The sequence below is a fragment of the Streptomyces xiamenensis genome, assembly GCF_000993785.3.
Lineage (GTDB): Bacteria > Actinomycetota > Actinomycetes > Streptomycetales > Streptomycetaceae > Streptomyces > Streptomyces xiamenensis.
In genome coordinates this window covers 3327004-3340982 of the sequence record NZ_CP009922.3, presented here as the reverse complement: position 1 = coordinate 3340982, position 13979 = coordinate 3327004, and the positions used below count along the sequence as shown (strand labels likewise).

Below are 13979 nucleotides of genomic sequence, written 5' to 3'. Positions count from 1 at the left end.
TTGGCGACCAACTCTAGGATTGTTATCCCCAGTTGGTCGAACTGGCCAAACTCTTTCCCGCCAACCTCTCGGATCGGATGTCAAGTTGTAAGGTGTGCGCGTGAGCGAGGAGATCGCCCCAGAACGCATCGCCGAGACCCTGCGCGGCCGGATACGCTCCGGCGAGCTGCGACGGAACACCCGGCTGCCCACTCAGCGCGCCCTCGCCGAGGAGTTCGGCGTGAACCGCGGCATCGTCCGCCAGGTTCTCGCCGTCCTCGAACGCGAGGGCTTTGTCAGCGCGCGCGGCAGGGGGGCGCCGGCCGTGGTGTCGGCGCCCGCCTCCGACCATCCACGGCCCGCCGGGGTGGAGGTCGCCGACCGGATCGCCCTGGCCTTCCAGGCCGAACGGGTGTCCATCGACGCGTTCACCCTCACCACCGAGACGCTCAGCTCCGCCCTGGCCGGGCCGTTGATAGCGATCTCGGCCGGTGAGCTGAAGCCGCGCTCCATCACGGTGCGCGTGCTGCTCCCCTCCTGGGACGCGCCGCTCGCCTACCCCCGGCTGGTCACCGACCCCACCGACCCGCGCCCCATCGCGCGGCTGCGGGAACTCACCCGCACCTTCTCCACCTCGCTGCGGCACCAGCTCAACTCCCTCGCCGAGATGAACCTGGTCCCCGAGGTCAGCGTGGAGATCCGCACCGTGGCCGTCACCCCGCTCCAGAAGCTCTATCTCCTGAACGGCTCCGAGGCGCTCACCGCCTACTACACCGTCGTGCCGCGCACCGTCGAGTACGAGAAGGAACAGCTGGAGATCTACGACGTCCTGGGCCTGTCCTCCAAGATCTTCCGCTCCTCGTCCGACAAGGACAGCCGCGACGAACAGGAGGCCGCCTACGTCACCGAGTCCCGTCTGTGGTTCGAGTCCCTCTGGTCAACGATCTCGCGACCACTCACACTCGGTTAGATGAGGAGACTTCTCAGTAACGCCCGCTGTGTTCTCTTCGACTTCGACGGCCCCATCTGCCGTCTGTTCGCCGCCCGGCCCGCCGACGGCATCGCGCACCGTTTGCGGGCGCTGGCCGTCGAGCTGGGGGCCGCCTCGCTGCTGACCCCGCAGTTACGGGCCTCCCCCGACCCCCAGCAGGTGCTGCGCGGCATCGCGCATCACCACCCCTCCCCCACCGTGGTCCACCGCATCGAGGCGGCCCTCACCCGCGAGGAGATCTCCGCGGCGGCGACCGCGTCCCCCACCCCCTACGCCGCCTCGCTGATCGCCGCGCTGTCCACCCGGGGCCGCCAGGTCGCCATCGTGACCAACAACTCGCCCCTGGCCGCCGAGTTCTATCTGCGCCGGCAGCAGCTGACCGGCTACGTCGGCGGCCGGGTGCACGGCCGCACCCGCGACATCACCCTGCTCAAGCCGCATCCCGACCCCGTCCTGCGGGCGTTGCGCTCCACCGGGACAGCCGCCGGGCGGGCGCTGATGATCGGGGACACGAGCACGGATCTGGCCGCCGCCCGCTCCGCCGGAGTGGAGTTCCTCGGCTACGCGATGGATGACGCCCAGGCCGAAGCCTTCCGCCGGGCGGGCGCCGATTATGTCACCCGCTCCCTGGAGCATGTCCTGACTGCGCTTATTGCCCCAACTCACGGGTGATTTGAGTGCTTTGCCTCATGTCATGAGACTCTGGGGGCGTACGGTGCTGCTACCTCGCGACCGTACAGCTCTCGGAGCCGATCATGACGAGACCGACGATGCCCCTGCTCGGTGGTCACCACCGGGTCTGGCATGTACTCAGCCCGCAAGGCCAGTTGGCCGGACTGGGCCGGCTGAAGGCCGGCCGACCGCGTCCTGGCGTGGCGCACTTCGACCCGCGCTGCTTCACCGCGGAGGAGGACGTACTGATCGAACTGTCCCTGCTCGGCATGGAGCACATCCCGCCCGTGCACCACGTGGGCGAGGACGGGCTGCGTGTCCACGGATACATCGAGGGGGAGACCCTCTCCCGCCCGCACCCCCCGGGCACCCCACTGCCGGAACCGTACCTGGCCCAGCTCATGGACCTGTTCGGGCAACTGGCGGCGATCCCGCCCAGCGCGCTCGAACTCGTCCACCGGTGCCCGCCGGGCCGCAGACCCCGCACCAGCCGGGACTTCCTGCGGCGGCTGATCAGCTTCACCCGCACCCGGGTGTACGAGGTGCACCGGCCGGAGCTGCACCGGCTGTTCGCGGCGCTGCGGATCGACGGCGACGCGGTACTCGGCCCGTACGGCGTACTGGCCAGGGAGGCCGACCAGTTGACGGAGCGGCCGTTCTCCCTGCTGCACGGCGACCTGCACCGCGACAACCTCATCATCGCCGAGTCGGACGGGGCGTTGTGGACCATCGACTGGGAACTCGCCCTGCTCGGTGACCCCGTCTACGATCTCGCGACGCACCTGCATCTGATGGGATACCCGGCCGGCTGGCAGCGCGGGCTGACCCACCGGTGGTCGGCAGCCGTCTCATCGGCGCTGCCCGGCGCGGCGGCCGGAGTCTCCAAGGACCTCCCACGCTATCTGGCGTACAAACGGGTGCAGTCCGTCTTCACCGATGTCGTACGACAGGCGCAGATAGTGCGGCACACCTCCGCCGCCGATCTGCCGGAGCAGCTGGAACGCACCGCAGGCACCGTCAACACCGTACTGAGACGGGCGGCCAAACCGCTGGGGCTGGGCCGTGTGCCCAGCCCCAGCGCCGTAGAGGCCGCCTACGCCGGATACGCGGCGCTGGTCAGGAGCTCCGGTCCGCCGGCCGCGGCCGCTGGTGCTTCTCCAGCTCCACCGTCGGCAGCAGGCGTGCCAGCGGGGCCGGCAGCCACCAGGCTCGGCGGCCCATCAACCGCATGACCGCCGGCACGATCAGACACCTGATGACCACCGCGTCCATGAAGATCGCCACGGCCATCCCGAACCCGAACTGCTGGAGCATCCGGTCAGCGCTCAGCATGAACGCCGAGAAGACCACGATCATGATGGCGCCGGCCGCGGTGATCACCGCCCCGGTGTGCGCCAGCCCTTCCCGGACCGCCAGCCGGTGGTCCCCGGTACGCGTCCACTCCTCGTGGATGCGGGAGACGAGGAAGATCTCGTAGTCCATGGACAGCCCGAAGACGATGGCGAAGATCAGCACCGGGATGAACGCCTCGATCGGGCCCGGCTCGAAGCCCAGCAGGCCGTGCTGGAACACCAGCGTGACCGCACCCAGCGCGGCCCCGATCGACAGCAGGTTCAGCAGTGCCGCCTTGAGCGGGATGAGGAGGGAGCGGAAGACCACCATCAGCAGGATGACGGAGAGACCGACGACGATCGCCACGAACAGCGGCATGCGGGAGGCGACCGTGTCGGAGAAGTCCTCGACGGCGGCCGTCGCACCGCCGACGAGGTAGGTGGCGCCGGTCCGCTCCGCGAGCGCGGGCAGGACCTCGGTGCGCAGCGCCGCCACCAGCTCGGAGGTCGCCTCGTCCTGCGGCGCGGAGGCGGGGAAGACGATCACCGTGGCCACGGCGCCGTCGGCGGTGGGGATCGGCGGGGTGGTGGCGGCGACCCCGGCCGTGCCCTCCAGGACGGCGGCGGCCTCGCCCGCGGCCCGCGCCGCCGTACCGTCGGCCGACTCGGCGACCACGACCAGCGGCCCGTTGAATCCGGGCCCGAACCCGTCCGACAGCAGGTCGTACGCCTCCCGGCTCGTGGACCCGGCCGGATCGTTGCCCGCGTCGGCGAACCCCAGCCGCAGCTGCGCGGCGGGCACCGCCAGCGCACCCAGCGCGGCCACCGAGACCAGCAGCACGACCACGGGGCGGCGCTGGACGAAGGCCCCCCAGCGGCGCCAGCCCGCGCCGGTGGCCGGCTTGCCCCGGGCGGCGCGCCTGGCCGCGCGGGCCGGGAACTGGCGGGCGAAGCGGGCGCCGAAGATGCCCAGCAGGGCGGGCAGCAGGGTGAGTGAGGCGATCATGGTCACCAGGACGGTGAGCGCCACGCCCAGCGCCATCCCCTGAAGTGGGCCCAGGCCCAGGGCCACCAGGCCCAGCAGCGCCAGGATGACGGTGCAGCCGGCGAAGAAGACGGTACGTCCGGCCGCGTCCAGCGCCCTGCGGCCGGACTCCTCGGGGCCCGCGCCGGCGACGAGTTCGGAACGGTAGCGGGCGAAGACCAGCAGCGCGTAGTCGATGCCGACGCCCAGGCCGACCAGCATCATCACGTACGGGGTGTAGTCCGGGATGGTGAACACGTGCGAGGCCAGCACGATCACGGCCATCGTGGAGCCGACCGCGAAGACGGCGGTGACGACCGGGAGTCCGGCGGCGATCACGGTGCCGAACATGAACACCAGGATGACCAGGGCCGCCATGATGCCCGCGCCCTCGGCGCCGCCGCCGTCCTCCTGCGCCAGCTGCCGGGCCGCCTCGCCGCCCAGGGCGACCCGCAGCCCGTCCCCGGCGACGGCGGTGGCCGCCTCCAGGACGCGCTCGGTGTCGGCCGGGTCCATCCGCTCGGACGGCACGTCCAGGACGACGGTGGCGTAGCCGGTGGTGCCGTCCGCCGACAGCGTCGTCTCGTGCACCTGGGCCACCGCGGGCAGCCCGGCGACCTCGGCGAGCATCGTCTCCAGCCGCTCGCGGGTGGCGGGCGCCGCGAGACCCGCCGGGTCCTGGAAGACGATCTCCAGGCTGTCGCCCGCCTGGTCCGAGCCGTGCTCGGTGAGCAGTTCCAGGGCGCGCTGGGACTCGGAACCGGGCAGCCCGTAGTCCTGCCGGTAGTCGTCCCCGGCCGCCGAGGCGCCGGCCCAGACACCGACGAGGACGATCACCCACACGATGAGGGCGGTCCAGCGGTGCCGGTGGGAGAACCCGGCGAGCCGTTCGAAGACGGTCATGACATGTCTCTTTCTCGCGTGGATGAACCGGGCAGGCCCGGCGGGGGCGCCCGGCGGAACGTTCAGAAGAAGAAGGGGGTGCGGCGGCCGGGATCGCGCAGCGCGCGCCACAGCCACCACTGGGCGGCCACCAGCACCGGGACGAACGCCGTCAGCGCGGGCACCAGCAGCCCCGGCACCGGGCCCCGCGCGGCGTTCTCGCGCGGCGGCAGCCCCGCCGGAACGGCAGCGGCACCATCGCCATCAGCACCAGGTGCCAGGGCCGCGAGCGGTACACCGCGCGGCGGAAGCAGGCGAGCACCACCGCGGCCGGCACCCGTACATCAGCAGGGCGAACGCCGGCATCGTGAGCGGGCCCGCGCCCCGGGTCAGCGCCTCGTTCGGCAGGTGGTCGCCGGGTCCGAAACGCGCGGTCAGTTCGGCCTGGAGGCGGGCCACCTCCTCGGCCTCCCGCCGGAAGACGGCCGACTTCATGGGCTGGAGCGTGGTCAGCGACTCCAGTTGGAGGCCGCCGAAGACGACGGTGACGAACAGCGCGGCCGTCAGGCCGAACTGCCACCGGGCGAGGTCGAGGGTCTGGGGATCCACGCCCCCACCGTGGCGGCAGGGTGCGGGCGGGCGCGTCGGCCCGTGGCGTACACCCCGGGTACGGCGCCGGTACCGCGCGGAGCCCGGTGCCGTACTCCGGTGGTACTCGGGGTGACCCTTAGGAGAGCCAGCCGGGGGTGATCATCCCGGTCTCGTAGGCGAGGATCACCAGCTGCGCGCGGTCGCGGACATCCAGTTTGGTCATGACGCGCGAGACATGGGTCTTGGCCGTGGAAGGGCTCAGCACCAGACGGCGGGCGATCTCGTCATTGGTCAGGCCCGCTCCGACCAGGCCCAGGACCTCGCGTTCGCGCTCGGTGAGGGCGTTGAGGCGGGGGGCGGGGTCGGGCTGCTTGACGCGGCCGGCGAACTCGGCGATGAGGCGGCGGGTGATGGCGGGGGCGATCAGCGCGTCGCCGCGGGCGCACACCCGTACCGCGTGCAGCAGTTCCTCCGGCTCGGTGTCCTTGACGAGGAACCCGGAGGCACCGGCGCGCAGCGCCCCGTAGACGTGGTCGTCCATGTCGAAGGTGGTGAGGATGACGACCTTGGTCCCGGCCAGGCGCGGGTCGCGGGCGATGTCGCCGGTGGCGGCGAGGCCGTCGCGGTCCGGCATCCGGATGTCCATCAGGACCACGTCGGGCCGCAGTTCGCGGGCCAGCCGCAGCGCCTGGTGGCCGTCGCCCGCCTCGCCGACCACCTCGATGTCGTCCTCGTCCTCCAGGATGGAGCGGAACCCCGCTCGTACCAGCCGCTGGTCGTCGGCGAGAAGCACGCGGATCATGACTGTCCTTCGAGGGCGGTGGGCCGGTCGGCGATGAGCGGCAGCCGGGCGGTCACCCGGAAACCGGAGCCAGTATGACCGGCGGTCAGGTCGCCGCCCAGCGCGCGGGCGCGCTCCCGCATCCCCCCGATGCCGCTGCCTGTGCCGCACTCGCGGGAGCCGTGGCCGTGACCGTGTCCGGGGCCGCCCTTCCCGTCGTCCTCGACGCTCACCCGCAGCGCCCCGTCCTCGTACCGCGCCTCGATCAGCACCGTGGTGGCTCCGGCCGCGTGCCGGGCGATGTTGGTCAGTGCTTCCTGCACGATGCGGTAGGCGGCCAGTGACACCCCGGCCCCGACCCCGCCGGGCGGCAGCCCATCCCGGTCGGTGCGGACCGTCACCGTCAGGCCCGTGGCACGCGCCCGGTCGGCGAGGTCGCCGATGCGCTCCCAGCCGGGGGTGGGCGAGGTGGGCGCGCCCGCCGCCTCCTCGTCCACCTGGCGCAGCATGCCGAGCGTGCCGCGCAGTTCGCGCAGCGCGTCCTTGCTGGTGTCGCGGACGAACTCCAGTGCCCGGGTCAGCTCCGCCGTCTCGCCGGGCCGCTTGGCGCTGCGGTGCAGGGCGGCCCCGGCCTGCACGTTGATGAGGGAGATGCTGTGCCCGAGCACGTCGTGGATCTCGCGGGCGATCCGCAGCCGCTCGGCGACGGCGGCGCGCCGCTCGCTCTCCTCCTGGTAGGCGTGCCGCACCCGCATGGCGTGGCCGAAGGCGATCACCGCGAGGAACCAGCCCTCGAACAGCACCATCGACATGTTGTCGACATGCCGCTGCTCGCTGGTGGAGGCGACGAACTCGCCGTAGGTCATCGCCAGCATCGAGGTCACGGCGAGCGTGACGGCCGCGACGAGATGGCCGGCGCGGGACATGGTGTAGACGGCGACGACGAAGGCGACCACCGGGGTGATCCCGTCCGGGCTGGACAGCGGATAGTAGGCGACCGCCGCGATCATGGTGAGGACGCCGACCGGGATCGGCAGCCGGTGCCGCAGTCCCAGCAGCGCCCAGGCGGCGGCGCCCAGCAGCCAGGTGAGCCACAGGTGGACGGGCGACGCCTCAGCGCGGCGCACCGCGAAGAGGACCGAGTCGGCGAGCAGCGGCAGCCCGGCGATCAGCGTCACCCGGTCCATGCGGTACATCGGCGGGGTCATGCCCGCCAGAGTACGTAGGCTGGAAACCCCCCGTCCCCAGGAGGCATACCGCCATGACGTCCCCAGAGCGCCACGAACCCGCGCACGACCCCGAGGTGCTCCAGCTCGCGGCGAAGATCTTCGATCTCGCCCGGGACGGGGACACGGACACGGTGGCGGCGTACGTGGACGCGGGTGTTCCCCCGAACCTCAGCAACGACAAGGGGGACACCCTGCTGATGCTGGCCGCCTACCACGGCCACGCCAGAACGGTGGAGGCGCTGCTCCAGCGCGGCGCCGACCCCGGCCGGGCCAATGACCGGGGTCAGACGCCGCTGGCGGGAGCGGTGTTCAAGGGCGAGACGGAGGTGGTCCGCACGCTGGTGGCGGCGGGCGCTGACCCGGCGGCCGGGCAGCCCTCCGCCATCGACACCGCCCGGATGTTCGCGAAGGCCGATCTGCTGGAGCTGTTCGGCGCCGCCGGCTAGGAGGCCGTGTCCGGGCCGGGGCGTCCGACCGGCTCCTGGAGTTCGGTCACCCAGGCGCTCTCGTCCCCGGGCGGGCACTCCAGGTACAGCTCGCGCGCGTACCCGGCGGAGACGTACCCGTGGGACGCGATCCAGTGGGCCAGGGTCTGGAGGGTGGGCAGCAGGTCCGCCATCGGCCCGTGGTGGACGACGGTGGCGGCGGTCTCGATCGGCGGGAGGTCGACGATGGCGATCCCGGCGGCCCGCGCCCCGGGGTGGTCGGCGTCGACCGCGACCTGGATCCCGGCGTGCACGGTGACGGACTCGCCGCCCGGGGCCGGCTCGTAGCGGGCGATCCCGGGGCCCGAGGGCCGGATGCCGGCCTGGGCGAGCAGCTCCGTCAGCCGGGCGTACAGCGGCCCGATGACCGGGCCGATCGCCTCCGGGGAGGCTGCGCCGGCGGTCCTGGTCAGCTCGGCGACGCGGGCGCCGGGGATCTTCTTGATGACGACATCACTGGTGGGCATGTGCCCCTCGCTCTCGATGACGCGGAGCCTTGCCTCGACACCGGCCAGCCGCCGGGCGTCGGCCTCCAGGGCCGCCGCCAGCTCGGCACGGCGCAGCCGCAGCATCCCGCGCAGCTCGGTGCCGCTCACCCGCTCGCCGAGGATCTCCCCGACCTGCTGGAGTGAGAAGCCGAGCCCCTTGAGCGCGACGATGCGGTTGAGCCGGGCCAGCTGACCGGCCTCGTACCAGCGGTAGCCGCTGTGGGGGTCGGTGCGGGCGGGCACGAGGAGGCCGAGGGCGTCGTAGTGGCGCAGCATGCGCACCGACACCCGGCCGTATCTGGCAAAGTCTCCGATACTGATCATGACGTCTCCCACCACACGGCCTGCCACGGTGTGAGGGTCAAGCCCGCGGCCACTCCCAGCGGTCGAGGTCGCGCAGCCAGGCGTCGGCGGTGGTGTCGGAGGGGGCGCGCCAGTCGCCGCGCGGGGAGAGGGAGCCGCCTGCCAGCACCTTGGGGCCGTTGGGCATCGCGGAGCGCTTGAACTGGGCGAAGCCGAAGAAGCGGCGGGCGAAGGTGTCCAGCCAGTGCCGGATCTCGGGCAGGTCGTACGCCACCCGCTCGGCCTCGGGGAACATCGGCGGCCAGCCGCCGGTGCGCGGGTCGCGCCAGGCGTGCCAGGCCAGGAAGGCGATCTTCGACGGGCGGAAGCCGTACCGCAGGATGTGGAAGAGCGTGAAGTCGTGCAGCGCGTACGGGCCGATCTTCGACTCGGTGGACTGGAGTTCCTCGCCCGGCACCAGCTCGGGGCTGATCTCGGTGTCGAGGATGGCGGTCAGCGTCTCGTTCGTCTCGGCGCCGAACTGGTCGGTGCTGATCACCCAGCGGATGAGGTGCTGGATGAGCGTCTTGGGCACGCCGGAGTTGACGTTGTAGTGGCTCATCTGGTCGCCGACGCCGTACGTGCACCAGCCCAGGGCCAGTTCGGACAGGTCGCCGGTGCCGAGCACGATGCCGCCGCGCTGGTTGGCCAGCCGGAACAGGTAGTCGGTGCGCAGCCCGGCCTGCACGTTCTCGAAGGTGATGTCGTAGACGGGCTCGCCCTGGGAGAACGGGTGGCCCAGCTCCTCCAGCATCAGGCGGGCGGTGGGGCTGATGTCGAGTTCGGCGGCGGTGATGCCCAGGGCGCGCATGAGCTTGTGCGCGTTGTGCTTGGTGTGGTCGCTGGTGGCGAAGCCGGGCAGGGTGAAGCCGAGGATGTCGCTGCGCGGGCGGCCCGCCTGGTCCATGGCGCGGGCGGCGACGATCAGCGCGTGGGTGGAGTCCAGGCCGCCCGAGACGCCGATGACGATCTTGGGGCCGCCGATCGCGGCGAGCCGCCGCTGGAGCCCGGCGACCTGGATGTTGTACGCCTCGTAGCAGTCCTGGGCGAGCCGGGCGGGGTCGGCGGGGACGAAGGGGAAGCGTTCCAGGCGGCGGCGCAGTCCCAGGTCCCCGGCGGGCGGGTCGAGGGTGAACGGGATCTGCCGGTAGCCGCCGGTGCGGGCGGCGTGGGTGCGGCGGTTGTCGTCGAAGGTGCCCATCCGCTGCCGTTCCTGGCGCAGCAGGTCGAGGTCGATGTCGGCGACCGCGTACTGGTCGCCCTGCGGGAAGCGGTCGCTCTCGGCGAGCAGCGTGCCGTTCTCGTAGATCATGGTCTGCCCGTCCCAGGACAGATCGGTGGTCGACTCGCCCAGCCCGGCGGCGGCGTAGACGTACGCGGCCAGGCAGCGGGCGGAGGCGGAGCGGCACAGCAGCGTGCGGTCCTCGGCGCGGCCGACGGTGATGGGGCTGCCGGAGAGGTTGACCAGGACGGTGGCCCCGGCCAGCGCGGCCTCGGCGCTGGGCGGCACCGGCACCCACATGTCCTCGCAGATCTCCGCGTGCAGGACGAGGCCGGGGATGTCCTCGGCCGCGAAGAGCAGGTCGGTGCCGAAGGGGACGGTGGCGCCGCCGATCCGCAGGGTGCCGCCGCGCTCGTCGTCGCCGGCCGCGATCTGCCGGCGCTCGTAGAACTCGCGGTAGTTCGGCACGTAGGACTTGGGCGCGATGCCGAGGATCCGGCCGCGGTGCACGAGCACCGCGCAGTTGTAGATCCGGTGGCGGTGGCGCAGCGGGGCGCCGACGACCAGGACCGGCAGCAGGTCGGCGGAGGCGGCGACCACGGTGGCGAGCGCGGTCTCGACCTCGTCGAGCACGGCGTCCTGGAGCAGCAGGTCCTCGATGGAGTAGCCGGACAGGCACAGCTCGGGGAAGACGGCGACGGCCGCGCCGTCCTCGGCGCAGCGGCGGGCCTGGCGCAGGACGGCCTCGGCGTTGGCGGGCGGGTCGGCGATGGCGGCGTGGCCGGTACAGGCGGCGACCCGGGCGAATCCGTGCTGGTAGATCGACCCGAAGTCGGTCATGCGTGCGGCCCCTTTCCGGCGACAGGATGGCACTGGAATCGTATGCGGTGACCTTGGGCGAAGGCCGGGGAGCACTGCTGCACATCTGCTAGCGAATGTGCTTGCAGAAGTTAGCAGCATGCGGCACGCTGGAGGCATGGCGTCACTCGGAGAGTTTCTGCGGGAGCAGCGGCGGCAGGCGAAATTGTCGCTGCGGCAGCTCGCGGACGTCGCCGGGGTATCGAATCCCTACCTCAGCCAGATCGAGCGCGGGCTGCGCAAGCCCAGCGCGGAGATCCTGCAGCAGATCGCCAAGGGCCTGCGGATCTCCGCGGAGACGCTGTACGTCCAGGCCGGGATTCTCGACGCCGACGCCGTCAAGGAGCAGACGGAGGCCGGCGGGGTGCCGGCGGCGGTGCTCGCCGACCCGGACCTCTCCGACGAACAGAAGCAGGCGCTGCTACAGATCTACACCTCGTTCCGCAACGACCGGAGCAGGCAGGAAAAGGAGAAGCCGTGACCATCACCGACGAGATCCGCAAGACCGTGACCACCGCGAGCTACGCGGCCGCCGGCACCGCCGACCTGGCCGCCGAGAAGCTGCGGGAGCTGCGCACCCACGCCCCCGAGCTGCGGGAGCAGGCGCAGAGCACCTTCCGGGTGTACGCGGCGAAGGCCAAGGAGACCTACGACGAGCTGTCCGAGCGTGGCAAGGGCGCCGTGGAGACCTGGCGCGCCGAGCGGGCCGCCGCGGCGCGTGAGGAGGAGGAGCGGGACGCCGGGACCCCCGAGGTGATCGTGGAGCGGGCGGAGCCCGAGGTCACCCCGCTCGCCAAGGGCGCCCCGAAGGACGACACGAAGAGTGACACGGAGTCCCCGCGGGCATGAGGTGACTTTCAGCACCTTTCAGCACTACGCGCCCGGCGCCGCGCCCGGTAGCGTGGAAGTGGACGGCCGGCGCGGACCATGGTGGTGGACGGAATGTTGTTGAACGGGTTCTACTCCCTGTGGGGGCTTCTCACCCTCGCGCTGCTCATCCTGAGCATTTACGCCCTGGTGCACGCCGCGCTTCAGCGCGAGGACGCCTTCCGGGCCGCCGGCAAGCAGACGAAGCCGTTCTGGCTGATCATCCTGGGCCTGGCCGTCGTCGTGCAGCTGCTCCCGCTCGGGTTCCTGCTGCTGAACCTGGTCGGCCTCGTGGCCGCCATCGTCTACATCGTGGACGTGAAGCCCGCCATCGCCGCCGTCACCGGGCGCGGCGGCCACGGCGGCCGGGGCGGTGGCTGGAGCAGCAGCGACGGGCCGTACGGTCCGTACAACGGAAACCGCTGATCGGCTGCCAAGAGGTAACGAGTCAGGTCGCATGGTTAGCCGTGGCCGGAATCAGCACTTAGCATCATCGGGTACACCCGTTGATGAACCCCAGAGGAACTCCAGTGCGATTTCGCCTGACGCCCCGGGAGACGAGCTTCTACGACCTGTTCGCCATCTCCGCCGACAACGTTCTCAGTGGCTCGAAGCTGCTGATGGAACTGCTGGCGGCCGAACCCGCCACGCGCGTAGAAATCGCCGACCGGATGCGCGCGGCGGAGCATGCCGGGGATGACGCGACCCATGCGATCTTCCACCAGCTGAACTCCTCGTTCATCACCCCGTTCGACCGCGAGGACATCTACCGGCTGGCCTCCCGGCTGGACGACATCATGGACTTCATGGAGGAGGCCGTCGATCTCGTCGTCCTCTATGAGCTCCAGGAGCTGCCCAAGGGCGTCGCCCAGCAGATCGAGGTGCTGCACCGCGCGGCCGAGCTGACCGCCGAGGCCATGCCGCACCTGCGCACCATGGAGCACCTCAACGAGTACTGGATCGAGGTCAACCGGCTGGAGAACCAGGCGGACCAGATCCACCGCAAGCTGCTCGCGCACCTCTTCAACGGCACCTACGAGGCCATAGAGGTCATGAAGCTCAAGCAGGTCGTGGACGTCCTTGAGGAGGCGGCCGACGCCTTCGAGGCCGTCGCCAACACGGTGGAGACCATCGTGGTCAAGGAGTCCTGACCCACGTGGACACGTTCGCCCTTCTCGTCGTCATCGGTGCGGCGCTCTTCTTCACCTACACCAACGGCTTCCACGACTCGGCGAACGCCATCGCCACCTCCATCTCCACCCGGGCGCTGACCCCGCGGGTCGCGCTGGGCATGGCCGCCGTGATGAACCTGGCCGGCGCCTTCCTCGGCAGCGGCGTCGCCAAGACGGTGAGCGAAGGGCTGATCGACACCCCCACCGGCAAACAAGGCATGATCATCTTGTTCGCCGGGCTGCTCGGGGCGATCACCTGGAACATGATCTCCTGGTATTTCGGCCTCCCCTCGTCCTCCTCGCACGCCCTGTTCGGCGGCCTGGTCGGGGCGGCGCTGGCCGGAGCGAGCACCGTCCACTGGGACGGTGTGCTCTCCAAGATCGTCATCCCGATGTTCGTCTCGCCCCTCATCGGCCTGCTGCTGGGCTATCTGGTGATGGTGGCCATCCTGTGGCTGTTCCGGCGCGCCAACCCGCACCGGGCCCAGCGCGGCTTCCGGATAGCGCAGACCGTCTCGGCCGCCGGCATGGCGCTCGGGCACGGACTCCAGGACGCGCAGAAGACCATGGGCGTGGTCTTCATGGCGCTGGTCATCGCCGACGTGGAACCGGAGGGCGGCGCCATCCCGGTGTGGGTGAAGATCGCCTGCGCCGGAATGCTGTCGCTGGGCACGTACGCGGGGGGCTGGCGCATCATGCGCACGCTGGGCCGCCGGATCATCGAGCTGGACCCGCCGCGCGGGTTCGCCGCCGAGACCACCGCCGCCTCCGTGCTGTACTCCGCCTCGTACATCTTCAACGCCCCGATCTCCACCACCCACGTGATCACCTCGGCGATCATGGGCGCGGGGGCCACCAAGCGGGTCAGCGCGGTGCGCTGGGGCGTGGCCAAGTCGATCGTCAAGGGATGGTTCATCACGATGCCGGCGGCCGGCGCCGTGGCGGCGATCACGTACTGGGTGATCCACCTCTTCTTCGGCTGAACCTCGATCAGCAACGGCTGAAAACCCGGGAACCACATAAAAGCCGCACGCTTCTTTCACCGCTTCTCCCAGGACGGCTGTC

The 13979-nt window shown here is 71.2% G+C and carries 15 protein-coding genes; 9 read left to right on the top strand and 6 right to left on the bottom strand.

All coding sequences use genetic code 11. The features are described from left to right. Positions 1–100: 100 nt before the first annotated feature. The 3 genes from SXIM_RS15295 (at position 101) to SXIM_RS15285 (ending at position 2874) form a co-directional block, all read left to right on the top strand. Positions 101–949, top strand: coding sequence for a winged helix-turn-helix domain-containing protein (locus SXIM_RS15295; protein ID WP_234306806.1), 849 nt, complete (start codon positions 101–103; stop codon positions 947–949). Further along, a complete protein-coding gene (locus tag SXIM_RS15290; RefSeq protein WP_030729762.1) occupies positions 950–1642 on the top strand; it encodes an HAD family hydrolase in 693 nt (230 codons plus the stop codon). 83 nt (positions 1643–1725) lie between these two features. Beyond that, positions 1726–2874: a phosphotransferase family protein gene (locus SXIM_RS15285; RefSeq protein WP_078635314.1), complete on the top strand. Its 1149-nt coding sequence runs from the start codon at positions 1726–1728 to the stop codon at positions 2872–2874. Here SXIM_RS15285 and SXIM_RS15280 read toward each other — a convergent pair. The 4 genes from SXIM_RS15280 to SXIM_RS15260 form a co-directional block, all read right to left on the bottom strand. Beyond that, on the bottom strand, positions 2759–4900 hold the full coding sequence (locus tag SXIM_RS15280; RefSeq protein ID WP_046724398.1) for an MMPL family transporter: 2142 nt from the start codon (positions 4898–4900) through the stop codon (positions 2759–2761). The two genes, SXIM_RS15285 and SXIM_RS15280, sit on opposite strands and share 116 nt — an antisense overlap. A gap of 243 nt (positions 4901–5143) precedes the next feature. After that, complete coding sequence (locus SXIM_RS15270) at positions 5144–5488, bottom strand: hypothetical protein (protein ID WP_046724397.1); 345 nt, start codon at positions 5486–5488, stop codon at positions 5144–5146. Positions 5489–5606: 118 nt separating this feature from the next. After that, on the bottom strand, positions 5607–6272 hold the full coding sequence (locus tag SXIM_RS15265; protein ID WP_030729776.1) for a response regulator: 666 nt from the start codon (positions 6270–6272) through the stop codon (positions 5607–5609). After that, positions 6269–7459, bottom strand: a complete 1191-nt coding sequence (locus SXIM_RS15260; RefSeq protein ID WP_107046976.1) for a sensor histidine kinase — start codon at positions 7457–7459, stop codon at positions 6269–6271. The genes SXIM_RS15265 and SXIM_RS15260 overlap by 4 nt, the downstream gene beginning before the upstream one ends. Positions 7460–7512: 53 nt before the next feature. On the opposite strand from SXIM_RS15260, the gene SXIM_RS15255 reads away from it, so the two are divergent. Next, entirely contained in the window at positions 7513–7926 is a 414-nt protein-coding gene (locus SXIM_RS15255; RefSeq protein ID WP_030729783.1) for an ankyrin repeat domain-containing protein, read from the top strand. Here the strand turns inward: SXIM_RS15255 and SXIM_RS15250 are convergent. Together SXIM_RS15250 and SXIM_RS15245 are read right to left on the bottom strand one after the other, a co-directional pair. After that, the gene (locus SXIM_RS15250) at positions 7923–8777 is read right to left on the bottom strand and encodes a MerR family transcriptional regulator (protein WP_046724395.1); all 855 of its coding nucleotides are present in this window, start codon (positions 8775–8777) and stop codon (positions 7923–7925) included. The genes SXIM_RS15255 and SXIM_RS15250 overlap by 4 nt on opposite strands. Before the next feature lie 37 nt (positions 8778–8814). Continuing rightward, positions 8815–10857 carry an NAD(+) synthase gene (locus tag SXIM_RS15245; RefSeq protein ID WP_046724393.1) on the bottom strand — a complete coding sequence of 681 codons (2043 nt, stop codon included), beginning with the start codon at positions 10855–10857 and terminating at the stop codon, positions 8815–8817. 136 nt (positions 10858–10993) lie between these two features. Here SXIM_RS15245 and SXIM_RS15240 point away from each other — a divergent pair, with 136 nt between their 5' ends. The 5 genes from SXIM_RS15240 (at position 10994) to SXIM_RS15220 (ending at position 13897) form a co-directional block, all read left to right on the top strand. Further along, entirely contained in the window at positions 10994–11356 is a 363-nt protein-coding gene (locus tag SXIM_RS15240) for a helix-turn-helix domain-containing protein (protein WP_030729793.1), read from the top strand. Then, positions 11353–11724, top strand: a complete 372-nt coding sequence (locus SXIM_RS15235; protein WP_030729796.1) for a hypothetical protein — start codon at positions 11353–11355, stop codon at positions 11722–11724. Before SXIM_RS15240 ends, SXIM_RS15235 begins: the two co-directional genes overlap by 4 nt. A 93-nt stretch (positions 11725–11817) precedes the next feature. Next, entirely contained in the window at positions 11818–12168 is a 351-nt protein-coding gene (locus SXIM_RS15230) for a DUF2516 family protein (protein ID WP_030729798.1), read from the top strand. 104 nt (positions 12169–12272) lie between these two features. Continuing rightward, on the top strand, positions 12273–12893 hold the full coding sequence (locus tag SXIM_RS15225) for a DUF47 domain-containing protein (protein ID WP_030729801.1): 621 nt from the start codon (positions 12273–12275) through the stop codon (positions 12891–12893). Positions 12894–12898: 5 nt separating this feature from the next. After that, a complete protein-coding gene (locus tag SXIM_RS15220) occupies positions 12899–13897 on the top strand; it encodes an inorganic phosphate transporter (protein ID WP_030729804.1) in 999 nt (332 codons plus the stop codon). The last annotated feature ends 82 nt before the right edge of the window (positions 13898–13979 follow it).

Excerpts from the sequence above, each read along its gene's own strand:
- SXIM_RS15290 (WP_030729762.1), top strand. The coding sequence starts at position 950 with ATGAGGAGACTTCTCAGTAACGCCCGCTGTGTTCTCTTCGACTTCGAC.
- SXIM_RS15285 (WP_078635314.1), top strand. The coding sequence starts at position 1,726 with ATGACGAGACCGACGATGCCCCTGCTCGGTGGTCACCACCGGGTCTGG.
- SXIM_RS15280 (WP_046724398.1), bottom strand. The coding sequence starts at position 4,900 with ATGACCGTCTTCGAACGGCTCGCCGGGTTCTCCCACCGGCACCGCTGG.
- SXIM_RS15265 (WP_030729776.1), bottom strand. The coding sequence starts at position 6,272 with ATGATCCGCGTGCTTCTCGCCGACGACCAGCGGCTGGTACGAGCGGGG.
- SXIM_RS15260 (WP_107046976.1), bottom strand. The coding sequence starts at position 7,459 with ATGACCCCGCCGATGTACCGCATGGACCGGGTGACGCTGATCGCCGGG.
- SXIM_RS15255 (WP_030729783.1), top strand. The coding sequence starts at position 7,513 with ATGACGTCCCCAGAGCGCCACGAACCCGCGCACGACCCCGAGGTGCTC.
- SXIM_RS15250 (WP_046724395.1), bottom strand. The coding sequence starts at position 8,777 with ATGATCAGTATCGGAGACTTTGCCAGATACGGCCGGGTGTCGGTGCGC.
- SXIM_RS15245 (WP_046724393.1), bottom strand. The coding sequence starts at position 10,857 with ATGACCGACTTCGGGTCGATCTACCAGCACGGATTCGCCCGGGTCGCC.
- SXIM_RS15240 (WP_030729793.1), top strand. The coding sequence starts at position 10,994 with ATGGCGTCACTCGGAGAGTTTCTGCGGGAGCAGCGGCGGCAGGCGAAA.
- SXIM_RS15230 (WP_030729798.1), top strand. The coding sequence starts at position 11,818 with ATGTTGTTGAACGGGTTCTACTCCCTGTGGGGGCTTCTCACCCTCGCG.